Annotated in this window: 23 protein-coding genes; 12 read left to right on the top strand and 11 right to left on the bottom strand. The window is 52.1% G+C overall.

Features of this window, described 5'->3' with window-relative positions; genetic code table 11:
* Nucleotides 1-28 precede the first annotated feature (28 nt).
* The 5 genes from MKJ04_RS04030 to MKJ04_RS04010 form a co-directional block, all read right to left on the bottom strand.
* A complete protein-coding gene (locus tag MKJ04_RS04030; protein WP_241639597.1) occupies nucleotides 29-976 on the bottom strand; it encodes a ComEA family DNA-binding protein in 948 nt (315 codons plus the stop codon).
* A 125-nt stretch (nucleotides 977-1,101) separates the two neighbouring features.
* A complete protein-coding gene (locus MKJ04_RS04025; RefSeq protein ID WP_241639595.1) occupies nucleotides 1,102-1,263 on the bottom strand; it encodes a hypothetical protein in 162 nt (53 codons plus the stop codon).
* 5 nt (nucleotides 1,264-1,268) lie between these two features.
* Nucleotides 1,269-2,921, bottom strand: coding sequence for a sodium-dependent transporter (locus MKJ04_RS04020; protein WP_410896806.1), 1,653 nt, complete (start codon nucleotides 2,919-2,921; stop codon nucleotides 1,269-1,271).
* A 209-nt stretch (nucleotides 2,922-3,130) separates the two neighbouring features.
* The gene (locus tag MKJ04_RS04015; protein ID WP_241639593.1) at nucleotides 3,131-4,036 is read right to left on the bottom strand and encodes an SDR family oxidoreductase; all 906 of its coding nucleotides are present in this window, start codon (nucleotides 4,034-4,036) and stop codon (nucleotides 3,131-3,133) included.
* Nucleotides 4,037-4,043: 7 nt separating this feature from the next.
* On the bottom strand, nucleotides 4,044-4,691 hold the full coding sequence (locus MKJ04_RS04010) for a peptidylprolyl isomerase (protein WP_241639591.1): 648 nt from the start codon (nucleotides 4,689-4,691) through the stop codon (nucleotides 4,044-4,046).
* A 463-nt stretch (nucleotides 4,692-5,154) separates the two neighbouring features.
* Here MKJ04_RS04010 and MKJ04_RS04005 point away from each other — a divergent pair, with 463 nt between their 5' ends.
* The 5 genes from MKJ04_RS04005 to MKJ04_RS03985 all read left to right on the top strand — a co-directional run bounded on the left by MKJ04_RS04005 (nucleotide 5,155) and on the right by MKJ04_RS03985 (nucleotide 8,949).
* Complete coding sequence (locus tag MKJ04_RS04005) at nucleotides 5,155-6,708, top strand: alanine/glycine:cation symporter family protein (RefSeq protein WP_241639590.1); 1,554 nt, start codon at nucleotides 5,155-5,157, stop codon at nucleotides 6,706-6,708.
* Nucleotides 6,709-6,890: 182 nt separating this feature from the next.
* Nucleotides 6,891-7,556 (top strand): hypothetical protein, encoded by a 666-nt coding sequence (locus tag MKJ04_RS04000; protein ID WP_241639589.1) that lies wholly within the window; start codon nucleotides 6,891-6,893, stop codon nucleotides 7,554-7,556.
* Between the two features lie 104 nt (nucleotides 7,557-7,660).
* Nucleotides 7,661-8,263: a T9SS type A sorting domain-containing protein gene (locus MKJ04_RS03995; RefSeq protein ID WP_241639588.1), complete on the top strand. Its 603-nt coding sequence runs from the start codon at nucleotides 7,661-7,663 to the stop codon at nucleotides 8,261-8,263.
* 141 nt (nucleotides 8,264-8,404) lie between these two features.
* Entirely contained in the window at nucleotides 8,405-8,647 is a 243-nt protein-coding gene (locus MKJ04_RS03990) for a hypothetical protein (protein ID WP_241639587.1), read from the top strand.
* Nucleotides 8,638-8,949, top strand: coding sequence for a type II toxin-antitoxin system RelE/ParE family toxin (locus MKJ04_RS03985; RefSeq protein ID WP_241639586.1), 312 nt, complete (start codon nucleotides 8,638-8,640; stop codon nucleotides 8,947-8,949). The genes MKJ04_RS03990 and MKJ04_RS03985 overlap by 10 nt, the downstream gene beginning before the upstream one ends.
* A gap of 193 nt (nucleotides 8,950-9,142) precedes the next feature.
* Here MKJ04_RS03985 and hemC read toward each other — a convergent pair whose 3' ends face one another.
* The 5 genes from hemC to MKJ04_RS03960 form a co-directional block, all read right to left on the bottom strand.
* Complete coding sequence (gene hemC, locus MKJ04_RS03980) at nucleotides 9,143-10,096, bottom strand: hydroxymethylbilane synthase (protein WP_241639585.1); 954 nt, start codon at nucleotides 10,094-10,096, stop codon at nucleotides 9,143-9,145.
* A gap of 390 nt (nucleotides 10,097-10,486) precedes the next feature.
* A complete protein-coding gene (locus tag MKJ04_RS03975; RefSeq protein ID WP_241639584.1) occupies nucleotides 10,487-11,611 on the bottom strand; it encodes an ATP-binding protein in 1,125 nt (374 codons plus the stop codon).
* Between the two features lie 187 nt (nucleotides 11,612-11,798).
* A complete protein-coding gene (locus MKJ04_RS03970; protein ID WP_241639583.1) occupies nucleotides 11,799-12,992 on the bottom strand; it encodes a GlmU family protein in 1,194 nt (397 codons plus the stop codon).
* Nucleotides 12,993-13,060: 68 nt separating this feature from the next.
* Complete coding sequence (locus MKJ04_RS03965) at nucleotides 13,061-13,501, bottom strand: hypothetical protein (protein ID WP_241639582.1); 441 nt, start codon at nucleotides 13,499-13,501, stop codon at nucleotides 13,061-13,063.
* 160 nt (nucleotides 13,502-13,661) lie between these two features.
* The gene (locus tag MKJ04_RS03960) at nucleotides 13,662-13,907 is read right to left on the bottom strand and encodes a type B 50S ribosomal protein L31 (RefSeq protein ID WP_241639580.1); all 246 of its coding nucleotides are present in this window, start codon (nucleotides 13,905-13,907) and stop codon (nucleotides 13,662-13,664) included.
* Between the two features lie 197 nt (nucleotides 13,908-14,104).
* Here MKJ04_RS03960 and MKJ04_RS03955 point away from each other — a divergent pair, with 197 nt between their 5' ends.
* The 6 genes from MKJ04_RS03955 (at nucleotide 14,105) to secDF (ending at nucleotide 20,388) form a co-directional block, all read left to right on the top strand.
* Nucleotides 14,105-14,623, top strand: a complete 519-nt coding sequence (locus MKJ04_RS03955) for a phosphoribosyltransferase family protein (RefSeq protein WP_241639579.1) — start codon at nucleotides 14,105-14,107, stop codon at nucleotides 14,621-14,623.
* 170 nt (nucleotides 14,624-14,793) lie between these two features.
* Nucleotides 14,794-15,372: a non-canonical purine NTP diphosphatase gene (locus MKJ04_RS03950; protein ID WP_241639578.1), complete on the top strand. Its 579-nt coding sequence runs from the start codon at nucleotides 14,794-14,796 to the stop codon at nucleotides 15,370-15,372.
* A gap of 86 nt (nucleotides 15,373-15,458) precedes the next feature.
* Complete coding sequence (gene udk / locus MKJ04_RS03945; RefSeq protein ID WP_241639577.1) at nucleotides 15,459-16,079, top strand: uridine kinase; 621 nt, start codon at nucleotides 15,459-15,461, stop codon at nucleotides 16,077-16,079.
* Complete coding sequence (locus tag MKJ04_RS03940) at nucleotides 16,076-16,768, top strand: potassium channel family protein (protein WP_241639576.1); 693 nt, start codon at nucleotides 16,076-16,078, stop codon at nucleotides 16,766-16,768. Before udk ends, MKJ04_RS03940 begins: the two co-directional genes overlap by 4 nt.
* A 97-nt stretch (nucleotides 16,769-16,865) precedes the next feature.
* Complete coding sequence (locus tag MKJ04_RS03935; RefSeq protein ID WP_241639575.1) at nucleotides 16,866-17,186, top strand: RNA methyltransferase; 321 nt, start codon at nucleotides 16,866-16,868, stop codon at nucleotides 17,184-17,186.
* A gap of 175 nt (nucleotides 17,187-17,361) precedes the next feature.
* Nucleotides 17,362-20,388, top strand: a complete 3,027-nt coding sequence (secDF, locus tag MKJ04_RS03930; protein ID WP_241639574.1) for a protein translocase subunit SecDF — start codon at nucleotides 17,362-17,364, stop codon at nucleotides 20,386-20,388.
* Between the two features lie 634 nt (nucleotides 20,389-21,022).
* Here secDF and MKJ04_RS03925 read toward each other — a convergent pair.
* Nucleotides 21,023-21,634 carry a NifU family protein gene (locus MKJ04_RS03925; RefSeq protein WP_241639573.1) on the bottom strand — a complete coding sequence of 204 codons (612 nt, stop codon included), beginning with the start codon at nucleotides 21,632-21,634 and terminating at the stop codon, nucleotides 21,023-21,025.
* Between the two features lie 215 nt (nucleotides 21,635-21,849).
* Between MKJ04_RS03925 and MKJ04_RS03920 the strand changes: the two genes are divergently transcribed.
* Nucleotides 21,850-23,235, top strand: a complete 1,386-nt coding sequence (locus MKJ04_RS03920) for a sodium:proton antiporter (RefSeq protein WP_241639572.1) — start codon at nucleotides 21,850-21,852, stop codon at nucleotides 23,233-23,235.
* Nucleotides 23,236-23,242: the final 7 nt, after the last annotated feature.

The following is a 23,242-nucleotide window of genomic DNA, read 5'->3' as shown; positions in this document are numbered from 1 at the left end:
ATCCTTTCCTATGGAGATGTGCAAAAACTCAAAGCTGAAGGTATGGCCGGAGCTTCTCAAACAACTCTGCCGTAACGAGTTTCACTTTCCGGATGTCTTCCAGTTGCTGGTAGTGGCCGTGCTGCTCGCGGTAGGCCACCAGTGCCCTTGCCACATTGGATGAGATGTAGGGGTGCGCTTTTAGTTCGTCGGCGGTGGCGGTATTCAGGTGCAGTTGCCGGGGCGTGTATACATCGGGCACAAAGGTATACTTCTGCAAGCTATCGATAATCTCGGGTTGCAGGCCATACACCTCTGTTAACTGCGCCACCTGATGAAAGCCGCCCAGGCCGTCGCGGTATTTCACGATACGGGCCGATAGCTTCGAGCCAATGCCCCGGATCTGCTTCAGCTGGGTAGTGTCGGCGGTGTTGATGTTGAAGGGTGCCAGGATGAACTTCGCGCGCGGCGGATTGCGGTCACGATCAAACTCCGGGATTGGGTGGCCCCGGCCTGCTGTCCACTGGCTTCGGCGGTTCTTGGCGGGGCGTGTTTCCGGCAGCTGAATGTAAGGATATAACCGCTGAAAAACGGAATCCGGGAGACCGTAAATGCGCCCGAGTTCCGCCTTGTAGCTCAAGTCTCCCACTTTGCTACGGTAGTTCAGGATGCGTTGCGCCAGATACTTCGGCAAGCCAAACGCCTGCCATTCCTCCACCGTCAGCTTATTGGGGTTGAAAGGATATAGCGCCACCATCGGCATTTTATACCTGCCTGGGCGCTTCTCCGGCTGCACGGCCTCCAGTTGGGCCACCAGGCTGTCCAGGGTTTGCCTGTCGGCGGGAGTAGTGCCGGTGAAGGCGGGTTTGCGGAGGGTATGAAATAGAAATGGTGCTGCCGTGAGCAGCACCATCGTTCCTATCAGCAACAGGAATCCGTTTACCTCGCCTTGCGAAAAGCCAAAGTAACGCCGGATCCAGTGCCTGATTTTCTTCATCTAGAACTTGACCAATTTAATTACCAGAATTAGCGTTTGTTTTAATTTAATATGACTAGAAACGGCTTTTATGCCTCATTTCTAATGCTTAATTTCTAATTTTTAATTTGGTGAAGCACTGGCGATCAATGATTTGGCACCTGCCGCTCGGGCTCATCATCGTTATCGAGGTATGAGTCTGGCTCCGGCCTCGGGGGCGTACTGATCACCCTGTAGAAAAAATAAATCATTAAAAAACTTACCAAGGTGATGGTCGAAAGCATCACGACAAGTGCAGATGTATTCATAGTTATTAAATTCTTCCTTCTCTAACTCTCTTTTTATACGCGATATACACCAGCAGCGCCAAGCTGAAGAACACGGCCAGCAGCAGGATGCGCGACGCGTTCACGAAGAACAGCTGGTCCTGCAGTTGTTGAATGGCCGAAGGGTCGGTGGCAGCAGCCAGTTTCTCCTTCAGTTCGCTGTTCATTACCTTCTTGATGATCGAGCTGTTGTCCAGTTCCCAGGTGCCGCTGATGGCCGCGCCCCAGTCACCGCCCTTCGGCGTGAACAGCGAGCCCAGGAACACCCACAGCAAGAGCAGCGGCGTGATGAACTTGATGATGTATTTGTAGATACCCGGCACCTTGATGTCGGCACCCGAGGTGATCTCGGTCCAGCCTTTGCCCATACCGAACACCCAGGCAAACAGGATGGACTCGAACAAGGCAAACACTACCAGCGACACGGTGCCGGCCCAGTAGTCATACTCGTCGAACACGCCATATTTAAAGAACAGCACCGTAGGCATACCCAGCAGGAACACGAACAAACCGAACGACCAGGCCGCCGACTTGCGTTTCCAGTTAAACTCATCCTGCAGGAAGCCGATCCAGGGCGTGCCCATGGCCAGCGACGAGGTGATACCCGCAAAGAACAACAGGCCGAACCACATTACGCCGGAGATAGTGCCCAGCAGATCGCCCCACTGGTAGAACAGGTAGGGCAACGATCGGAAGGCAAGACCAAGTCCGCCGCTTTGCACCAGTTCCGTTACCCGGTCGATGCCCAGGTAACCGATGGAGATCGGGATAAGGATAGCGCCACCCAGCACCACTTCCACAAACTCGTTCATCCAGCCCGCCGACATCGCGTTCAGGGCAACATCGTCTTTAGAGCGCACATACGAGGCGTAGCAATGCACCGTTCCCATACCCACCGAGAGGGTAAAGAAAATCTGGCCGGCAGCAGCCAGCCATACCGTGGGCGACCAAAGCTGGTCGAAGTTTGGTGTCCAGAGGAAGTTGAGGCCGACAGAGCTGTCGTTGATGGCTCCCTGCTCTCCGGCGGTAATCGTCACGCCTTTGAAAGCGAGGAACAGACCGAAAATGATCAGGAGCGGCATACCTATTTTAGCCACGCGCTCCACACCAGAGGCCAGGCCCTGCGACAGGATCCAGGTGTTGAGTAGCAGGCAGATCACGTAGAAAACAACCGGCTCGTAAGGGATGCCCAACGTGGAAATGCCCAGGCTGGTATACTCGCTGAAGAAGGCGGAAACCGCATCCTGATCCAGCCCGCTAAATGTGCCGATAATGGAGTGGAACACATAAGAAAGCGTCCAGGACTCGATGTAGCAATAGTAAGAGGCAACGGCGATGTTGGTCCAGATGCCGAATACGCCGATGTATTTCCAGAGGCGGTTCTTGCCCATGGTGTCCACGATGAACGGGGTGGAGTGGTGCCCGAACTTGCCCCCGAAGCGGCCCATCGACCACTCGATCCAGAGCAGCGGGATACCCATTACCAGGAAACAGATTAGATACGGGATGATGAAGGCTCCGCCGCCGTTTTGCACCGCCTGCACCGGAAAACGGAGGAAGTTTCCGAGGCCCACTGCGTTTCCGGCCATGGCCAGAATAAGGCCGACCCGTGAACCCCATGATTCTTTGTTAGCACTCATAAATGAAGGTAGAAGTGTTTAGATTGCGTTAGGTTGTGGTTTGTGTTTAGTGTTGCGCCTGCTCAAACACCGTGTTGGCCTGTGAGGGACGGTTTTCGGGCATGCGCTTATTTTGTGCTGAAATTAAAAGATACAATATAGATAAAGCATCCGATAGCACCATTAAAAATAAGATATTTTAATATTTTCATAGGTCAATGGCGCATGTTTTACGGCCTGGCCTGCGCGGCCACCACCTGTATCCCCTGCTGGAAGGTATGGGGCTGGTAGCCCAGTTCCATTTGCGCCTTCCGGATGTCGAAACCGGTACGGGGCGGGCGTTTAGCGGGCTGCGTAAAGGTGTTGCTGTCCGCCTTGTCGATCAGCGACTTGTCCAGCCCGAAGAAGTCTGCCACCTGCAGCGCCATTTCGTAGGGGGTCAGCATCTCGTTGCCGGAGATATGGAAAATGCCTTCCGCGTCTTTCTTTGCGGCCAGCCAGCAGCCCATCGCCAGATCCTCGGCTAAGGTGGGGGTGCGGTATTGGTCGGTCACTACCCGGATGACCTTGCCCGCCCGCAGGTTGTCGCGCACCCACAGCACAATATTGGTGCGGCCGTAGTCGTGCACCACGCCATACACCAGCACCGTGCGCAGGATGGCCCACTTGCATGTGGCGTGCCGCACGATGTCTTCTGCCTGCAGCTTGGTTTTGCCGTAAAAATTCACCGGGTTGCCGGTGGCCTCCTCGTCATAAGGTCCGTTCTCGCCGTCAAATATAAAGTCCGTGGACACGTGGATCAGGTGCACGCTGTGCTTCTCGCAGGCGGCCACCAGGTGCTGCACGGCGTCGCGGTTTAGCAGCAGGGCACCGGCATGGTCGTTCTCGCACTGGTCCACGTTGGTCATGGCGGCGGTATGGATGAGGTGCGTGGGTCGGAACGCGTTAATCACATGCTCAATTTCATCAGGCCTGGTTACGTCCATGCTCCGGAACGGCAGCTCGGGCAGGATGCCCGCCAGCTTGTTTTCTCCCCGGCTCGTGGCCAGCACCGCTACCTCCGGCATGGGCAAAAGCAGTTCGGCCAGTTTCTGGCCCAGCAGGCCGTTGGAGCCCGTTATCAGGATTCGCTTCATTTAAGGCTTATTTTTGCAGGGTTTGGGAGGTATAGTCGTAGTCGTACTTCTTCGCGATCTTCTTGCGCTTCACGTTCTCCACTTTCACCTTCATCTTCTGATTGGTCAGGGGGCGGTCGCGACCGTCTTTGGGCTGCTCCGCTAATTTGTCTACCACTTCCAGACCGTCTACCACCTGCCCGAACACGGTATACACATCGTCCAGCATCGGGGTGCCGTTGTGGTTCTCCACGATATAAAACTGCGAGCCGCTGGAGGCGCGCTGCGGGTTGTCGAAATCGCCTTTGCGGGCGGCGGCCACGGCACCGCGCACGTGTTTGTGGCTTGGCTTGATCTCGGCTGGGACGGTATAGCCAGGGTTGCCGGTGCCGTCGTTACTAGGGTCTTCGTCTTTGGTGTTCGGGTCTCCGCCCTGTATCATAAAGCCGTCGATGACACGGTGGAAGGTGGTTCCGTCGTAAAAGCCCTCCTCGGCCAGCTTCAGAAAGTTTGCCCGGTGCTGCGGGGTGTCTTCAAAAAGGACGAGCTTTATTTCGCCCTGGGGCGTCTCGATGGTGACCAGTTTATCTTTTCCTTTCGGTTTTTGGGCTATCGCCATGGCAGGGAGCAGGGTAACCAGCAGGCCAAACAGGGCAGTGCGCTTGAGCAGTTTCATTTTCTTTAGATCGGTTTAAAACATCAGGAAATTTGCCTGTGCATAGTATCAGGTTTTCAAATTTAAGCCTTTTTAGCTCTCTGTTACACATTTTAAGTATTTTCTGTCTTCTCAGGTAACGGCAAACAGGCGCACGGGCATGACTCCCGAAAACGTTCGGCGAACAGGCGGGTTATATCACCCTGGATATATCATATTCGGCACCTTTGCCAGTAAGTAACGGTATAGCCAGAAAGCGCCTCAAAAATAACAAAACAAACAATATGCTTGGCTTTGCGGAGCAGACGCCATGCACAGCAGCAAATAAATCCTATTCCTTTATTTATACCCCCTTTCACCTGCATTTCTTTTTGTGATATAGGGGCCAATAATTGCATTATGAAGCACAAAACAGGTATATTTTTCATACTCCCAGCAGAAATTGCTAACTTTAAGGATACTCACTTACCAAAAACCTCACCTAATGAAGAAAATCATACTGTTTACAGTACTTTCCTTAGCTTTTTGTAACCCGCTTTTTGCACAATCCACGGCTGCTGCCGACCTCTCCATTGATGAGAAAATAGACGCGGCCATCGCCCCTACCGCCACTTTCATCTCCGACATTATTTTCTATGAAATTTCCATTGCTGGCGTGGGCATCCCGCTTATTCTGGTATGGCTTCTGGCTGGTGCTGTTTTCTTCACGTTTTACCTTAGCTTTATCAATTTCAGGGGCTTTAAGTATGCCCTGGATATTGTGCGCGGCAAGTATAACCAACCCGGCGCGCCCGGTGAGGTATCCCATTTCCAGGCCTTGACGGCCGCTGTGTCGGGCACTGTGGGGCTGGGCAACATTGCCGGTGTGGCCATCGCGATCTCACTCGGTGGCCCCGGTGCCACGTTCTGGATGATCATGGCGGGCCTGCTGGGGATGTCCTCTAAGTTTGTATCATGTACGCTGGGCGTGAAGTACCGCGATGAGCACGCCGACGGCACCGTTTCGGGTGGACCGATGCACTACCTCAGCAAGGGACTTAGCGAGAAGGGTATGGCCAAAGCAGGCAAGTTCCTGGCGGCCTTTTTTGCCCTGATGTGTATTGGTGGCTCGCTGGGCGCCGGTAACATGTTTCAGATTAACCAGGCTACGCAGCAGTTTGTAGCCGTAACGGGCGGCGAGGCCTCTTTCTTTGCCGCCGGCAACGCCTGGATCTTCGGGCTCATCATGTCAGTGCTGGTCGGGCTGGTGATCATCGGTGGTATGAAAAGCATTGCACAGGTAACCGAGAAAGTGGTGCCGTTGATGTGCGGCATTTACATTCTGGCTGCCCTCGTTGTGTTGGGCGCTAACCTCTCGGCCATACCTGCTGCCTTTGCCGCTATTTTTGAGGGTGCCTTCACGGCCAGCGCACTGGGCGGTGGTTTGGTTGGTGTGATGATACAGGGCTTGCGCCGTGGTCTGTTTTCGAACGAGGCAGGTATAGGCTCTGCCTCCATTGCGCACTCCGCCGTGAAGACCAACGTGCCGGTAACCGAAGGCTTCGTCGCCTCACTCGAGCCGTTCATCGACACCGTGATCGTGTGTACCATGACGGCCCTCGTGATTGTGGTGACTGGCTCTTACAAGATGGACATCGGAGACGGTATCGCTCTGACATCGGCTTCCTTTGCCACCGTGATCAGCTGGTTCCCGATGGTGCTGGCGGGCGCTGTTATCCTGTTTGCCTTCTCTACCATGATCACCTGGTCTTACTACGGCCTGAAGTCGTGGACTTACCTGTTTGGCAACAACAGAGCCGCTGACGTGAGCTTTAAGGTGCTCTTCTGCATCTTCATTGTGCTGGGTGCCCCGATGAAGTTGAACAGCGTGGTAGCCTTCTCTGATGCCATGCTGTTTGCCATGAGCATCCCGAACATGGTCGGCCTATACATTCTGGCCCCAACCGTGAAGCGCGAGATGCAAGCCTTCCTGGCCTACGCCCGTTCGTCTAAAAAGCAGCCTTTAACAGAGCAAGCTGTCGAGGCGGCACAGGTATAGGTTGTGATTGTGAGGTTGATCTTACTCGCTTTTCTCGGCTATTTGCTCGGTTAGGAGAGTACTATTCTCCTGGCAGCTTCACATTAAATCTAGAAAAATCTCTTAAGGTGTAGACGGAACGGAATTCCTTAGCTACTAATATGGAACAGTAACAATCAAGCCTTAATAAAGGGAAACTTCTTATGATCAAAATGTTCCTTGTAACCTTCATTATTTTTGTTGTGGTGGTATCATTCATTATTATTTTACCTATTAGAACTACTTGGGTAATGAAAATCATTGCAGAATCCGAACTTGAGGATGTATTAATGAATGATACTTTAGAAAAGAAGCTTAGTGGACCGATAGTTTCTGATAAAGGGGAGTATCTGAAGTTCAAGTGGTATGATACTTTAGAATGGGGAGACACTGCAGCTATATATGTAGATGTTTACAAGAACCCATTTAATAGCAAATTAAGGAACTTTCTTTGGCCTCGTACCACAATGAATTACCAGTGGAATTATTTTTTGTTCCCTAATGGTATAGGCAAGTTTTCAGAGGTATTAAACGACAAACATTTCAATTCAATAGACTTTCAACTTCATCAGGAACAGGGGAAAATCAATGACTCTACAGAGTTCACAATTGCCCCGGAGAGACTTCTCTTCTTTTTAAAGAAAGGCTACTTTACAGTAATAGAAAAGCAAGATAGATATACTGCGGTTGATTTTTTTGAGCCTGTTGCGAAAATATCTGACAACACTGACACTCTGCTTACCATGGGCGCAAAGATATATGTGACCAACTCTGCAAAAGTGTTGATTGCACCATGTGACTTAACAAATAAATATAATATAAGCCAGTAGGCACAAAATTGCTATTTTGTTTGACGATATATTAATTAACAGTTTAATGCTGAATCCAGAGCTTACGCCAATTCATTAAAAGCAAACAGAATCAAAAAGAAACAATGAGAGTTCTACCGCTGTTTTTACTTGCCTTTTGCTTTGGCTGTCAGGACAAAGCAAACCCCAGGTTCCCTGATATAAAAGTAGCGATTAATGATACAAGCGAAATTGCTATATCAGACTCCATCTACTTTATCACAGCCGACACCCTTCCTAATAAAGTTACGGTTGTCTCTGAAGTTTCAGGCGCGAACATGTTCTATGCAGTAAACAACGCTGCATCTACGATGAGCACGAACGAATCCATCACTCTCCAAAAGCAGGATACGGTCTTACAATTCTATCTTACCAAGAGAAGTTACGATAATTCAAAACTCAAGACAGTCCTTATACAGGCGCATTCAAAAAAGTACTTGGACGGAGTAAAAGTTAGTAGTCCCGTTTCTGATGCAAACCTTAACGTTAGCTTGAATGACAAATCCAGAGGAATGATGAAGGTTGAAATCTTTAGTATTACCGGGCAAAGGCTGCTTCAGCGCAACCACCTAAAAAATGCCGATTCGTTTAGTATGAACTATGCCCTGCCCGAATATCCTAAGGGAATGTATCTGGTTTCTGCCACTTATGGGAAAGATCAAAAGATGTATAAATTCATAAAAGAATAAACTCCTATACCCAATCTGCGCATAATCCTGGCGTCGCTTTCCTCGCCTCAAGTACAAGTTGCTGTTTGGCGAAAGGTGGAATCAATCGAATGCAGTTATCGTAATCTATAGTTTAAGCGCCTCTATTTAAGAATAAACAAGATGGACATACAGGAAAGGAAAATACATTTTGTGCAAGAATTCTTGCGGCTCAACAATGAGGAAATTATCTCCAAATTTGAACAAATACTGGATACAGAGAAAAAGAAGCTGTATTCTGAAAGTATTTCTCCAATGTCGCTTACTGATTTCAATCAGATTATTGAGAACTCAGAAGATGACGCTGCAAACGGGAGAGTGAAAGGAATCCAGGAACTGGACAAGGACATTGATACATGGACTTGAAGGTAGTATGGACCAACACAGCAAGTGCCCAGTTAGAAGGCGTATTCGATTTTTATAAAACAACAGCAAGCCTCACAGTTGCCAGAAAGATAGTTAAAAGCCTTGTACAAAAAACAGCTTCCTTAGCTAAGCAACCAAGGAAAGGGCAGCGTGAAGTACTTTTGGCTGATAGGCAAAAAGAGTACAGGTATCTTGTAGAAGATAATTACAAGATAATCTATTGGATTGATACAGCTACCGTTTATGTTGCTGCCGTTTTTGACACGCGGCAAAATCCTGATAAAATCACGGATGCCGAGTAAAAAAACTCTGCCCAACTAAACTCAGCCTTAACCCTCGCTAAGTTTCACCTACATCACACACAAATCCGCTACTACAAAAACCGGGGTTTATATAGGTATGATTTGACCGCTTAACATCCTCCCGATTTTCTTATAACCATAAAGAGCCGCGAAATTTAGCGGCACTTTATGGTATAGCGGGTATAGGTATGGCTTAAGCTTCGTCGCGATGGGCCTTGATGCTTCGGAGTATCTCATCGCCGCCCTGGCCCAGAATACTCAGCGCCAGCTGCTCGCCCAATTCCTCGGCCATCACCGTGGGGCCTGTCAGCGACTCCTGCAGCAGTGTTTGCCCGTCGAGGCTGATAAGGCCGCCGGTGATGCTTATGCCTTCTTCCACGAGTGTGGCCAGTGCAAAGGAGGGGATGCTGCAGCCGCCTTCCATGGTACGCAGGAAGCCGCGCTCTGCCAGCAGGCACAGATGGGTATCGGTATGGTTGAGGGCCTGCTTGATGGCTTTCTTCAGTTCGGGCTCCAGGTTGCGGGCGCACTCGATGGCCACGCTGCCCTGCCCTGCGGCCGGCACAAACTCATACTCCGGAAAGGTATGCACAATCAGGTGGTCGTAGCCCATGCGCACCACACCGGCATAGGCCAGCATCAGGGCATCAAACTGCTTTTCCTCCAGCTTGCGCAAACGCGTTTGCAGGTTCCCCCGCGACTCGGCCGTTGTAACGCCGGGGTAGTATTTTTTGAGCAAAGCCCTGCGGCGCGTGGAGGAGGTTCCGATCACGGCATTGCTCTCACGCTCCAGCTTGAAATTCGGGTCGAAGCTCAGGATCACATCGTTTACCTGCTCGCGCTCCATAAACGCCACCAACTCCAGATCGGCAGGTATAGACGACTGCACATCTTTGGCACTGTGCACCGCAATCTCCACTTCGCCTTCGCGCAGGCTCACTTCCAACTCTTCCGTGAAAACGCCCTTGGAGCCGATCTTCGCCAGTGACTTGTCCAGTATCTGGTCGCCTTTGGTGCTGATGATAACCAACTCCGTTTTAAGGCCAGCTGCCTGCAGTTTCTCGGCAGTGGCCTCGGCTTGCCACAGCGCCAGCTTGCTGCCGCGTGTGCCAATGCGTATCGTTCTGTCTTTTGTATCCTCTGCCATGATTTTTAATTTAATTGGCCTCTCGCAAAGTTATCATACCTCCTAAACCTTTTACACAAGCAGGGTTGCTTTATTCTCTATTTACTGGCGCCCCGAAAGCTTTCGGGGTGTCTAAAAATAATGTCGAGTTTGCAACTCGACTGGGCCAGAGGCCCAATTATTCCTTACACTCGCGAGACGCAAGCGAAGGCAATGTTAGAATGGAATTCAAAGAGAGTGCATAACATCTTTTGCTAAAGCCCTTTTTACGCTATTTCTTTCCGATGCCTGACTTCGATTGTTTAATTGTTGAGTGGCTAAACTGTTGGATGGTTGGTTTTATCATACATAGACTCCCAACAATTTAATCATTTAACAATTAAGCCATTTAACCACCCAACCATTCAACAATCAACTTTTACGCAGGTAGCCGGCAATCTGAATAGAGGAATCCACAAACACCATTTTCGGGTTGGCGTTTCGCTCGATATGATAGTGCGCCTGGTTCAGTTCCTCTGCCAATTGGCCGGCGTTGTTGCCCGTGATCACTTTCGAGAACTTCTGCACAAAATCCAGCTCTGCAGGCGGCAGGAAGGTAATCATAGAGGCATCCACACCAAACAGCATCACTTTCCGGAACAGGTTGAGCGCATACAGCAGGAAGTTCTTCTGGTTCTCGCGCCCCAGCTTCTGAAAATCCTCGCTCATGTCGATCAACTCGCTGAATTTATACCCATAGCAGTGGCGCATCCAGTCGGTGAAGAACACGAAGTAATCGCTGCTGATCTCGGTGGTGAGCTTGGCGGCAGCGTTCAGGCTGCCCTCGGCCAACTGCGCAATCTGGTAAGCAGCCGTTTCCTCGGTGTTGTAGTGCTGCTTCAGGTAAGCTACCACCTCCCGCTCCGTGAAGTTGCGCACGTTCACGATCTGGGTGCGCGAGGTGATGGTGGCCAGCAGCTTCTCCGCAGACTCCGATACCAGCAGAAAGAGGGTCTGGGCGGGCGGTTCCTCCAGCAGTTTCAGCAGGGCGTTGGCGGCAGAAGGGTGCATCAGCTCCGGAAGCCATACCACCACAATCTTGTAGTCGCCCTCAAACGCCTTCAGCGACACCAGCTTGACAAGCTGCCGGCTCTCGTCTTTCGAGATGATGCCCTGCTTGTTCTCCGCCCCGATGTGCTGCATCCACTCGTTCAGCCCCTGGTATGGGCTGGCGAGCACAAACGCGCGCCACTCGTTCATGAACTTGCTGCTCAGCGCGTCTTTGCTCACCGACTTGGTGGTGGTAACCGGCATCACGAAGTTAAAATCCGGGTGCACCAGCTTGTTCATTTTCAGGCAGCTGCCACAGGTTCCGCACGAATCGTCGGGCTGCTTGTCTTCGCAGTTTATATAGGTGGCATAGGCCAGCGCCAGGGCCAGGTTCGCGCTCCCGCCCTGCCCCAGAAACAGCTGCGCATGCGCCACATGGTTCTGCTGCACCGACTTGAGCAACAATGCCTTTGTTTCCTGATGACCGATGATGTTGGCGAACTGCACTTTTTTTAATTACGAATTAAGAATTACGAATTACGAATGGGGGCAATTTGGATTGTTAAATTGCTACATGGTTAAATGGTTGGTTTGATCTCAAATAGACTTCCAACAATTTAGCCATTCAACCATTTAACAATCAAAACTTAACAATCACCAATTAACAACCAACAATTAACTATCAGCTATCAACTCACCAGATGCGGTTTTGCTGCGTTTGCTCGTAGACATCCGTAAGCAAGGCTTTTTCTGTCTCAGAGAATGGGATTTTACGGCGTTCCATCACTTTTTCGGCCACCTCCATGGCTTTCTGCAGCTTAAAGTCCTCGAAACCAGCGGCCCCTCCCCAACTGAACGACGGGATGAAGGTGAGCGGAAACCCGGCCCCGAAAATATTGGCGCTCACGCCTACCACAGTGCCCGTGTTAAACATGGTGTTGATGCTGCACTTGCTGTGGTCGCCCATGATGAGGCCACAAAACTGCTGCCCCGTGGCTTTAAAACCGCGCTTGGCATAATTCCATACCTTCACCTCCGCGTAGTTGTTCTTCAGGTTAGAGGTATTGGTGTCGGCGCCCAGGTTGCACCACTGCCCGATGACGGAGTTGCCCAGGAAGCCGTCGTGCCCCTTGTTGCTGTAACTCATTATCACGGAGACGCTTACCTCGCCACCCACCTTACAGAACGGCCCGATAGTGACATCGCCGCGCATCTTGCCGCCCATGTTCACGTGGCTTTCCTCACACAGGGCAAACGGTCCTCTAATCAAAGCCCCTTCATGTATGTGGGCGTTTTTACCGATGTAAATGGGCCCGTTCTCGGCATTCAGCACGGCTGCCCGGATAGTGGCCCCTTCCTCGATAAAAATGTTCTCCTCGCCATACACGATGGTGTGGCGGTCGTGGAGCGGCTGGCTTTTTCTGTCTTTCGTTAGCAGGGCAAAGTCGCAGCGGATTTGCTCGCCGTTCTGCAGGAAGATATCCCATACCTCCAGTATGCGTGTGCAGTTGTCGCAGGATTGCCTTTTAGAGGAGCCGTGAGCAATCATGTCCTCAATCGCGTGCAGTTCCAGGTTGTCCCCGTTAATCGCGACCAGCGTTTGCTCAAAGTACAGCGCCTCGCCTACTTTCAGTGCCTGGATAGCGGCTATCAGATCCTCGTCGGGGCACACGGCCCCGTTGATGTAAAAATTGCTGGTGTCGAAATGCGTGCTGTACTTTTGCTGCAGGTAGTCTGCCGTGAGGTACGACACGGATGCCCCGAGGTGCATGCTCCACTTCTCGGCAATGGTCAGGATGCCCACGCGGAGATCTGCCACCGGCCGGGTGAAGGTGAGCGGAAGCAGGTTAGGACGAATCGTGGGATCGTCGAACAAGATGATATTCATAGCACAAAAATAGAAAAGTCTTCCCGAAATAATTCAGGAAGACTTGCTTAATTACCTGTAATCTTTTGCTAATAGACTGTGAGCTGCACTGTATTCTCCATCTGGCCCGGGGAAAAGGTCTGGTTCCTGCCGAAAGCCGTTTGCCTATAGTGATACCCGCTACGGATAAAAACAGGTTCCTTTTCGCCGAGCACGCCTGGCACTACTTTCTTTATTATCAATCTGTTTGCGCGCACAGGGAGGTCTTGCAGCGGCATCGTAAAGGTGCTGTCGAGCACTTCTGTTCCCATACCGCTAGGCGCATCCTTGTCATTCCTGCTAATGAGCAACTGTATGGTTACCTCTTCCTCGCCATACCGGCTGTAGGAGAAGTCCTGGTTGCCGAACACCTCGAAGACCACAGTTTTATCAACAGGCGCTGGCGCAGGTATAACTTCTTCGGTTTGGTGGCAAGCAGTCAGGGTGCTAATTGCCAATACCACAAAAAGGTAAGTAGTGCTTACTCTCATAGTCAGGGGGTGAGTATGAGACTGTATAGTTTTCCAGGAAAACATAAACCGGGCTAATTATTTGGCATTGGGTATAAATAGCATTGGGCACAAAAGAAAGGTCTCCCCGATAATCTCAGGAAGACCTTTCTTTTGAAACGTTTTAACCGGAAAAAACCGCTTATTTCTTTTGGTAACGCTGCTTGAACTTGTCGATACGGCCTGCAGTATCCACAAACAGGTTTTTGCCCGTGTAGAAAGGATGCGAAGCAGAAGAAACCTCGACTTTAATTACCGGGTACTCTTTGCCGTCTTCCATCGTGATTTTCTCATCAGAGTTCATTGTAGAACGGGTGATGAACTTGTAATCACTTGAAGTATCCTGAAAAACCACCTGTCTGTATTCTGGGTGAATGCCTTTTTTCATTATTATAAACGTTAATTAACCTTAATTCTCAATCGGACTGCAAATTTAACAAGATTTGCGGAAAGTAAAACGCTAAGGCCCAAATTATTTTGCAAACCAGGCACCGCTTGCGCAATTTCCGCGGCCCGATGCAAATATCTTCTTAAATTTGCCTGCTCCAGCACGGGCTGCTGGCCAACGTATACCCCCGGACACCTATGATGACACCATCCCCAGACAACCAGAACCTGATACTGGACAGGGCGCAGATCGAGCAGAAGATTGTGCGCATGGCCTACCAGATCTATGAGCAGAACTTCGAGGCTCAGGAGCTTGTGCTGGCGGGCATCTACCCCAACGGCTACGCCCTGGCCGAGATGCTGGCCCAAAAGCTACAGGATATCTCCAAACTGCAGGTGCAGCTGCTCCGCGTGACGCTGAACAAAACCGCCCCGCAGCAGGACCCCATCACGCTGGAGCCCGCCACCCTCTCGATCACCGACAAGGTAGTGGTGATGGTAGACGACGTGCTGAACACCGGCAAGACGCTGGCTTATACCCTCAACTCGTTCCTGCCGCAGGCACCTAAAAAAGTGGAGATCGCGACGCTGGTAGACCGACACCATCCGGCATACCCCGTGGCCTCCACGTATACCGGCTACTCGCTGGCCACTACCCTCAACGAGCACATTCTGGTAAACCTGGAAGGCGAGAACTACGGGGCGTATCTGAGTTAAATTGTTAATAGTTGATTGTTAATTGTTATATGGCTTGATGGCTAAATTGTTGGGGGTCTATGGATGATCAAACTAACAGTTTAACAATCAACCATTAAAATAATATCAATCCAATCAATTTAACAATCAACAATCAACAACTAGCAATCAACCACCAACACCCATCATACATGAAAAAGCTTTGTTTTGCCACCAACAACAGGCACAAGGTCGCGGAGGTAGGCCAGATGCTGGAGGGTATATATGAGTTGCTGACCCTGCAGGACATTGGCTGCCACGAGGAACTGGCCGAAGACCAGGAAACGCTGGAGGGCAACTCCCGGCAGAAGGCGGCCTATGTATGGCAGCAGTACCAGGTGAGCTGCTTCGCCGACGACACGGGCCTGGAGGTGGAGGCGCTTGGCGGCGCTCCGGGCGTGTACTCGGCCCGCTATGCCGGGCCGCAGCGCTCCGACAGCGACAACATCCGGCTGTTGCTGCAAAACCTGGCGCCGCACCAGAACCGCAACGCCCGCTTCCGCACCTGCATCACCCTGATGCTGGACGGGCAGGAGCACCAGTTCGAGGGCATCGTGGAAGGCACCATCAGCACAGCGTGGAAAGGCGACAAAGGCTTTGGCTACGACCCTGTGTTTACCCCACACGGCCACGACCGCACATTTGCCGAGATGACCGCCGCCGAGAAAAACGCCATCAGCCACCGCGGCCGGGCCGTCCAGCAGCTCGTTGCTTTCCTGAAGGCGCGCTAACCCGCCCGCCTCTATTAAAAATGCACAGGGCAGTGGCCTTGTCCGTTTTTATATGTTAATTTTGTAGCCTGCAACCATAACTTCCTATGCAAAAGCCATTCATTGTCGGGATTACAGGAGGTAGTGCTTCAGGCAAAACCACTTTTCTGAACCAGCTGCTCACGTCGTTCTCCCCGGAGGATGTCTGTCTCATCTCCCAGGACAATTACTACAAGTCGCGCGAGCACCAGACCACAGACTTTAACGGGATCGTCAACTTCGACCTGCCCTCCTGCATCGACCATGAGGCCTATGCCCAGGACATTCTGAAAGTGAGCCGGGGAGAAACCGTGTCCCGCACCGAGTATACCTTCAACAACCCGAACGTGGTGCCGAAGCAACTTGAGTTCAGGCCCGCGCCCATCGTGGTGGTGGAGGGGATTTTCGTGTTCTACTTCGAGGAGATCGCCAACCTGCTGGACCTCAAGGTATACATCGACGCCAAGGAGTACATCAAGCTGCAGCGCCGCATCGTGCGCGACCGCATCGAGCGCGGGTATGACCTGGACGATGTGCTGTACCGGTATACCAATCACGTGGCCCCCACTTACGAAAAGTATATAAAGCCGTATAAGAACGACGCCGACATCATTATCCCGAACAATCACCATTTCGAGAAAGGGCTGGAGGTGCTTACCACATTTTTGAACGCAAAAATAAAACCATGAGGCACAAGTTTGCTGTAATCGGGCTGGGTATCTTCGGCAGGTCCATCGCCACCACGCTGGCGGAGCGCGGTGCCGAGGTAATCGCCATCGACAATAACGAAGACCACGTAGAAACCATCAAAGACGAGGTGTCTTACGCGGTGGCGCTGGACGCAACGGATATCCGGGCCCTGGAGGCGCAGAACGTGCAGGATCTCGACGCCGTGATCGTGGCCATCGGGGAGGATTTTGAGGCCCTGCTGATCACGACGGCCAACCTGCAGGAACTGAACGTGAAGCGGGTGATCACGCGCGCCTCCAACAAGCAGCAGCGCCGCATCCTGGAGAAGATGGGCGTGCAGGAGATCCTCTCGCCGGAGGGCGAGGTAGGCAAAACCGTGGCCGAGCGCCTGCTGCAGCCCAGCATCCGGACGTTCCTGCCGCTGCCCGACAACTATGAGATTGTGGAGATCAATGCGCCGCGCAACATCGCCAACCGCAGTATCGCCAAGATCTCGCTCCGCGAGAAGTATAACCTCAACCTGATCACCATCAAGCGCTTTTTTGAGGAGATCCAGGCCGGAAAGCCCACCCAGGTGGAGCACATCATCGGCGTGCCGAAGGCCGACACCATCATCTATCCGTCAGACATTCTGATCCTTATCGGCAAAAAGAACGACGTGAAGCGATTTATAGACATTAACCGCTAAGGATTTCTTTTTTTCAGATAAAAGACCTTACATTTGCAGCTATACCTGCATCATGCCAAAGGCCAAAAACATATCCTGCCACGTAAAGCATCTTTTGATGTCTTTTACCCTGCTCTGGGCGCTCATGCTCAACGGCCAGGAAGTGGTGGCGTATACCCCGGCCTCGGCGCAGCAATCCGGGGCGCAGCTGGCGGTACCCGCCGCTGAGGGCAAAACGGTTGTGAAGCAGAAAGTGTCGCTGGAGGCCACCACCTCGTTTGTGGCGCTAAACCTGCACCAGGCGTCCGTGCCGCTTCCGCAGCACCCTACCTTTGCCAACCCAACCAACGAGCTGCTGCCCGCCTATACCACCATACCTCCGGGCATCGGTTTTGTGGCGCAGCTTTTCCCTATTATCATACAACCCAACGCCCCCTAGGCGGTCCCTCCCCTCTCCCCGTTTACGCCTTGCTACCCCCAGCATGCCCGCAGACCAATATTCTGCAGTTGCCGGAACGCATTCGCCTTTTACTGCATTTTGCTTATAGGCCCGGCAAGGCGCTATGAATCAGCACCCTTACTTTATTTTATACATACTTTATCATTACTAACTAATGCGGAACAAAACGTTAATAATCGTTCTGACAGTGATTGTATCGGCGCTTTGCCTCTACTACCTGTCATTCTCCTTTATTGCCCGCAATGTGCAGAAAGACGCCGCGGCCTATGCCACAGACGCACAAGGCAATGTGAACTTCGTGAAGCAGCAGAGCTACCTCGACTCTATCGCGAAGGAGACAGTTTATATGGGCATGACCTACCAGGAGGTGAAGGAAAACGAGCTTGGCCTTGGCCTCGACCTGAAAGGCGGTATGCACGTGGTATTGGAGGTTTCCCCGGTGGAGATCATCCGCTCCATGTCGGGCAACAGCAAAGACCCTAACTTCCTGAAGGCACTGGCCCGTGCGCAGGAGCTGCAGAAAAGCAGCCAGGAGCGCTTCACATCGCTTTTTGCTGAGGCATACCGCGAAATTGAGCCAAGTGGCCGCCTGAGCCGGATCTTCTCCAACACCTCTAACCGTGGCAAGATCAGCTACGAGTCTACCAACGACGAAGTGATAAAGGTGATTGATGCCGAGGTGGAAGATGCCATCGACCGCTCGTTCAACATCCTGCGCACACGTATCGACAAGTTCGGCGTGAACCAGCCAAACATCCAGCGCCTGAAAGGCACGGGCCGTATCCAGATCGAGTTGCCAGGCATTGACAACCCAGACCGCGTGCGTAACCTGTTGCAGGGTATGGCCAACCTGGAGTTCTGGGAAGTATGGTCTCCGCAGGAGTTTAGCCCGTATTTCGTGCAGTTGGGGCAGTACCTCGACAAGCAGCAGCAGGCGGGTAAACTGAACCTGGGCGCAACCTCCTCCAGCGAAAAACAAAAAGACGCGCTTGCCGCAGCGGCCCCACAGGGTGCCACCGTGCAAGATGCCAACGAGGATGTGCTGGCACAGGCCGCCGCCTCCGGCGACTCTACCATTGCCGGTGACTCTGCCGCGCTTGCCGCCGCAACCCCAACCGACTCCAACGCTACTGCCCTTGACACGACTGCCGCAGCCCAGACAGGCGTTCTGGCCAGCCTCTTCACACAGATGCCAGGCGGCATCGGTGCCAACGTGCGCGACACAGCCAAGATCAACGACATCTTCCGCCGCCCGGAAGTGCGCACCATGTTCCCGCCGAACATGAAGTTCCTGTGGGGCGTGAAGCCGATCGCGGGTGACAACCGCCAGGAGTTTGTAGAGTTCTATGCCATCAAAAAAGGCCGCGGTGGCAATGCCCCGATGACCGGAGAAGTGATCAACGACGCCCGCCAGGACTTCGACCAGACAGGCCGTCCGGAAATCAGCATGACGATGAACCCGACAGGCGCCAAGAAGTGGGCCCGCCTTACCGGCGACAACGTAGGCCGCCAGGTAGCCATCGTGCTTGACAACTATGTATACTCTGCCCCGGTGGTGCAGGGCGAGATCACGGGCGGTAGCTCCTCCATCTCCGGTAACTTTACGGTAGAGGAAGCGCAAGACTTAGCCAACATCCTGAAGGCTGGTAAAATGCCCGCTCCTACCCGCATCGTGGAAGAGGCCGTTGTTGGCCCGTCATTGGGTCAGGAGGCCATCAGCCAGGGTTTGATTTCTACACTCGCCGGTTTTGGTATCGTGGTGCTGTTCATGATCGCGTACTACAGCCGCGGCGGTTTCATCGCTGACCTGGCCCTGCTTTTCAACGTGTTCTTTATCCTGGGTGTGCTGGCGCAGTTTAACGCGGCGCTTACATTGCCCGGTATCGCAGGTATCGTGCTTACCCTGGGTATGGCCGTGGATGCGAACGTACTGATATTTGAGCGTATGCGCGAAGAAGCCGCGAAAGGGCTCAGCATGCGCGAGATCATCAACAAAGGGTATGAAAAGGCGTTCAGCACGATCTTGGATGCGAACGTAACCACCTTCCTGGTAGGCTTTATCCTTTACTTCTTCGGTTCCGGCCCGGTAAAAGGCTTCGCCATCACCCTGATGATCGGTATCGTCACTTCCTTCTTCACCTCTGTGTTCATCTCCCGTCTGTTTGTGGAGAATACCTTCAAGAAAGGCGGAAAACTGGCTTTCTCGACCTCCCTTGCCGACAGAATGTTCCGTAACATCACGTTTGACGTGATGGCCTACAGAAAGCCGGCCTATGCCTTCTCTCTGGCGGTATTGGTATTCGGTTTTGTGGCCATGTACATCAACGGTGGCCCTAACCTGGGCGTTGACTTCCGGGGCGGTCGCTCTTACGTGGTAGAGTTTGACGAGGCTGTTCCGGCTTCTGATGTGCGTACGGCACTGGTTGACGATTTCCAGCAGGCAGGCACAGAAGTAAAAACATACGATTCTCCTAACCGGCTCAAGATCACGACCAGCTGGTTGGCCGACGATGAGAGCATCCAGGCGGACGAGCAGGTGAAAACTGCCCTGATGGCAGGATTAGGGCAGTATAACAACCTGAATCCGGAAGTGCTGAGCTCTGCAAAGGTAGGTGCAACCATGGCGGATGACATCCAGAACACAGCCCTGATCGCGGTGCTGCTCGCGCTGGTGGGTATCTTCGTTTATGTGATGATCCGTTTCCGTAAGTGGCAGTTCTCGCTGGGCGGCGTGGTAGCCTTGCTGCACGATGCCCTGATGATCATCGCGGTGTTCTCTATCCTGGACCTATTCGGTATCTCGTACGAAATGGATCAGGTGTTCATCGCGGCGGTACTGACCATCATCGGTTTCTCGATCAACGATACCGTGGTAATTTTCGACCGTGTGCGTGAGTACATGCACGATAACCCGCGCGCGCATATCCGCGACATCGTGAACCCGGCCCTGATCAGCACGTTCAGCCGTACCATCATTACTTCCCTGACCTTGTTCCTGGTGGTTGTGATTCTCTTCATCTTCGGTGGTGAGGTGCTCCGCGGCTTCTCGCTGGCCATGATCATCGGTGTGATGTTCGGTACGTACTCGTCCCTGTTCATCGCCACGCCAATCGTGGTAGATACCATGAAGGACAAAAAGTCAGCTGACACTGCGCCACAGGTAGCACGCACTGTGCGCTAGGCCAGGTATAGCTAACCATAACAGAAAAGCCCGAGGCGTTAAGCTTCGGGCTTTTCTGTTTTAAGGCCTGTCTCCAGCTGTATAGCTTCGCCTTGAAAAGGGGGTATAGGTATAGGTATAGGTATACCATTACCTATACCTATACAGGATAAGGACACGGGCAGTGCTTGTAGAGCAGAATACAGGTGCCTGAGCCGATGCGTTTGCTTTATACCCAATCATCCTTTACAACAGCTTTCCTTCTCCTGACTGCTCTGGCGCAAGCGTCCGCTTGTGCCGCTATTGTTCGGATTCATTGTGAAGCACAAGCATACGCTTGCGCCATATAATACCATTATCAATTGATTGGTACGCATAGATCCGCTCTATGGCGCAAGCGTCCGCTTGTGACTCACAATGCATCCCATCTGCCGCATTTCATATGAAAGCACAAGCGGACGCTTGCGCCAGTGTTTACAGTTGCAAAATTCACGAAATGAAAAAACTCCAGTACGCTGAATCCATTCGATAATGGTATAAGTTTGCTTTACAGCATGAGCCTGATTTATCTTCAGTCTAGGCCTGAAAATAAATCAGCCAGCCTCTTTCGTGGCTGGCTGATTTATATATGATGTATGGATGTTTGGCGGGCTATTTATACCGTCACGCCGTCTGCCACAACTTCCGTTACCTCAGGCACCATGCGCTTCAGCAGGTTCTCGATACCGGCTTTGAGTGTGACGGTGGCAGATGGGCAGCCGCTGCAAGAGCCTTGCAGGAAAACCGTTACCACACCTTCGTGGTACGACTTGAATGTAATGTTACCGCCGTCCTGCTCTACCGCTGGGCGCACGTAGTTTTCCAACAGGTCAATCACTTTTTTAGAGATTTCAGCGTCTTCGGCAGAGGCGTCGCTGCTTACGGCGGTGCCTTCCTGCTTGGTGGCCGAGAAACCCTCGTTAAAGGCAGGGCCGCCAGACTCTATGTATGACTTCAGAAAAGTGCGCAGTTCCGGGATCAGCTTTACCCATTCCAGCTCTGAGCCCTTGGTAACAGTGACAAAGTTACTGGCGATGAACACGCGCGAAACATAATCAAAGTTGAATAGCTCCTGCGCCAGCGGAGACTCAAGAGCGCTCTCTAAAGTTGGATAATCCACGCTCTGGCCTTCCGGCAGCAGTTGCACGTTCATCACAAACTTCATCGACTCTGGGTTAGGGTTGGCCTCTGCGTATACAGAAACCACTTTTTCTTTATTTTCTAACATGAGATTCTTATTTAAGATTAAAACCGACGGTTATATCTGAAAGTTTCCAAAATTAATCAATATTTCTGAGAAGTACAGTTCGCCTGTTTCCGGCTTCGCCCCAGAAGCACAAGGAAACCAGCGCAGAGCGCAGTTGGAATAGCAATTTACCCCAGAAAATGTATCTTTGCGGGGCAAGCAAATCTGAACAGACATAACACCGCATAATTTTAATCATGCTAACCAACTTTATTCTGCTGGCGCAAGCCCAGCATGCGCTCCCTGCTTTTTTGATAATCCCCTTCCTGATTTTGATCGGCATGATCGCCGCCGGCCCGATTTTCTTCGGCCACTTCTGGGAACATAATTACAAGACTGTCGCGGTTACGCTTGGCCTGACTGTGCTGGCCTATTACCTGTTCATCCTGCAGGATTACCATATGCCTGCCCATACCCTGGCCGAGTATGCCTCTTTCGCCATTCTGCTGAGCTCACTGTATATCGCCGCCGGCGGTATATACATCAATATCAATGCCAATGCCACGCCGCTGATGAATGTGGCCCTGGTGGCGGTAGGCGCAGTGCTGGCCAACTTTGTGGGCACTACGGGGGCCTCGCTCCTGCTCATCCGGCCGTTTATCCGCCTGAATGTGCACCGCATCAAGCCATACCAGATCATCTTCTTTATCTTTATCGTGAGCAATGCCGGTGGCTTGCTCACGCCGCTTGGAGATCCTCCGCTGTTTATCGGCTTCCTGAAAGGCGTACCGTTCTTCTGGACGCTCCAGCACCTGTTTATTCCCTGGGTCCTGACGATTACCCTGCTGTGCCTGATCTTTTTCGTGGTCGACAGCCGCAACAAAGAGGCTTATATACCCAAGCCCGAAGTGGTGGCCAAAAACCGGGCGAAGACGGAGTTTTACGTGTCTGGCAAGCGCAACTTGTTCTGGCTGGCGATCATCATCGGCGCTATCTTCCTGGACCCGAACGTGATTGAGGGGCTGCCCTACATCTCATACGATGGCAGCAAGCTCTCCTTCCTGCGCGAAGTAATCCAGCTCACAGCATCGTTCTTTTGCTTCCGTTTCTCGAGCAAAACCGCGCTGGCGGGAAACAAATTCAACTTTCACCCGATTCTGGAGGTGGTGTTCCTATTTTTCGGTATCTTCTTCACGATGATGCCAGCCCTGCAACTCTCGGCCGCCATTGCCTCTGCGCCGCAGTTCTCGCAGTACATCACACCAAACTTCCTGTACTGGGCAACAGGCTCTCTTTCCGGCTTTCTGGACAATGCCCCAACCTATGCCAACTTCCTGTCGCTGGCCATGGCCAAGTACGACATGGCGCAGAATAGTGTGGTGGAAGTGCGGCAGTTTGCCACCGGCACCGGGGCCGACCCGGCCACGCTGGTGCTCCTGGAGGCCATCTCGCTGGCAGCCGTGCTGTTTGGTGCCTTCACGTACATCGGTAACGGGCCTAACTTTATGGTGAAGGCGATTGCTGAAAGCGCAGGCATCAAAATGCCGTCGTTCTTTGCCTATATCGTTCGTTACTCCATTCCGTTTCTGCTACCAGCCCTGATCCTGATCTGGTTCCTGGTGGTGCACCTGCAGCTGTTTTAAGGCAATA

Source organism: Pontibacter sp. E15-1 (assembly GCF_022601975.1).
In the GTDB taxonomy this organism is placed as follows: Bacteria; Bacteroidota; Bacteroidia; order Cytophagales; family Hymenobacteraceae; genus Pontibacter.
The sequence above is the reverse complement of the archived record's forward strand: the minus strand, read 5'-3'. Positions and strand labels throughout refer to the sequence as shown.

What these genes read in the sequence shown, in the direction of transcription:
- MKJ04_RS04020 (WP_410896806.1), bottom strand. Translation starts at nt 2,921, where the DNA reads ATGAGTGCTAACAAAGAATCATGGGGTTCACGGGTCGGCCTTATTCTG.
- MKJ04_RS03985 (WP_241639586.1), top strand. Translation starts at nt 8,638, where the DNA reads ATGGACTTGAAGGTAGTATGGACCAACACAGCAAGTGCCCAGTTAGAA.
- udk (WP_241639577.1), top strand. Translation starts at nt 15,459, where the DNA reads ATGCAAAAGCCATTCATTGTCGGGATTACAGGAGGTAGTGCTTCAGGC.
- MKJ04_RS03950 (WP_241639578.1), top strand. Translation starts at nt 14,794, where the DNA reads ATGAAAAAGCTTTGTTTTGCCACCAACAACAGGCACAAGGTCGCGGAG.
- MKJ04_RS03955 (WP_241639579.1), top strand. Translation starts at nt 14,105, where the DNA reads ATGATGACACCATCCCCAGACAACCAGAACCTGATACTGGACAGGGCG.
- MKJ04_RS03935 (WP_241639575.1), top strand. Translation starts at nt 16,866, where the DNA reads ATGTCTTTTACCCTGCTCTGGGCGCTCATGCTCAACGGCCAGGAAGTG.
- MKJ04_RS03920 (WP_241639572.1), top strand. Translation starts at nt 21,850, where the DNA reads ATGCTAACCAACTTTATTCTGCTGGCGCAAGCCCAGCATGCGCTCCCT.
- MKJ04_RS04015 (WP_241639593.1), bottom strand. Translation starts at nt 4,036, where the DNA reads ATGAAGCGAATCCTGATAACGGGCTCCAACGGCCTGCTGGGCCAGAAA.
- MKJ04_RS04030 (WP_241639597.1), bottom strand. Translation starts at nt 976, where the DNA reads ATGAAGAAAATCAGGCACTGGATCCGGCGTTACTTTGGCTTTTCGCAA.
- MKJ04_RS04005 (WP_241639590.1), top strand. Translation starts at nt 5,155, where the DNA reads ATGAAGAAAATCATACTGTTTACAGTACTTTCCTTAGCTTTTTGTAAC.
- MKJ04_RS03940 (WP_241639576.1), top strand. Translation starts at nt 16,076, where the DNA reads ATGAGGCACAAGTTTGCTGTAATCGGGCTGGGTATCTTCGGCAGGTCC.
- secDF (WP_241639574.1), top strand. Translation starts at nt 17,362, where the DNA reads ATGCGGAACAAAACGTTAATAATCGTTCTGACAGTGATTGTATCGGCG.
- MKJ04_RS04025 (WP_241639595.1), bottom strand. Translation starts at nt 1,263, where the DNA reads ATGAATACATCTGCACTTGTCGTGATGCTTTCGACCATCACCTTGGTA.
- MKJ04_RS03925 (WP_241639573.1), bottom strand. Translation starts at nt 21,634, where the DNA reads ATGTTAGAAAATAAAGAAAAAGTGGTTTCTGTATACGCAGAGGCCAAC.
- MKJ04_RS04010 (WP_241639591.1), bottom strand. Translation starts at nt 4,691, where the DNA reads ATGAAACTGCTCAAGCGCACTGCCCTGTTTGGCCTGCTGGTTACCCTG.
- hemC (WP_241639585.1), bottom strand. Translation starts at nt 10,096, where the DNA reads ATGGCAGAGGATACAAAAGACAGAACGATACGCATTGGCACACGCGGC.
- MKJ04_RS04000 (WP_241639589.1), top strand. Translation starts at nt 6,891, where the DNA reads ATGATCAAAATGTTCCTTGTAACCTTCATTATTTTTGTTGTGGTGGTA.
- MKJ04_RS03960 (WP_241639580.1), bottom strand. Translation starts at nt 13,907, where the DNA reads ATGAAAAAAGGCATTCACCCAGAATACAGACAGGTGGTTTTTCAGGAT.
- MKJ04_RS03970 (WP_241639583.1), bottom strand. Translation starts at nt 12,992, where the DNA reads ATGAATATCATCTTGTTCGACGATCCCACGATTCGTCCTAACCTGCTT.
- MKJ04_RS03990 (WP_241639587.1), top strand. Translation starts at nt 8,405, where the DNA reads ATGGACATACAGGAAAGGAAAATACATTTTGTGCAAGAATTCTTGCGG.
- MKJ04_RS03995 (WP_241639588.1), top strand. Translation starts at nt 7,661, where the DNA reads ATGAGAGTTCTACCGCTGTTTTTACTTGCCTTTTGCTTTGGCTGTCAG.
- MKJ04_RS03965 (WP_241639582.1), bottom strand. Translation starts at nt 13,501, where the DNA reads ATGAGAGTAAGCACTACTTACCTTTTTGTGGTATTGGCAATTAGCACC.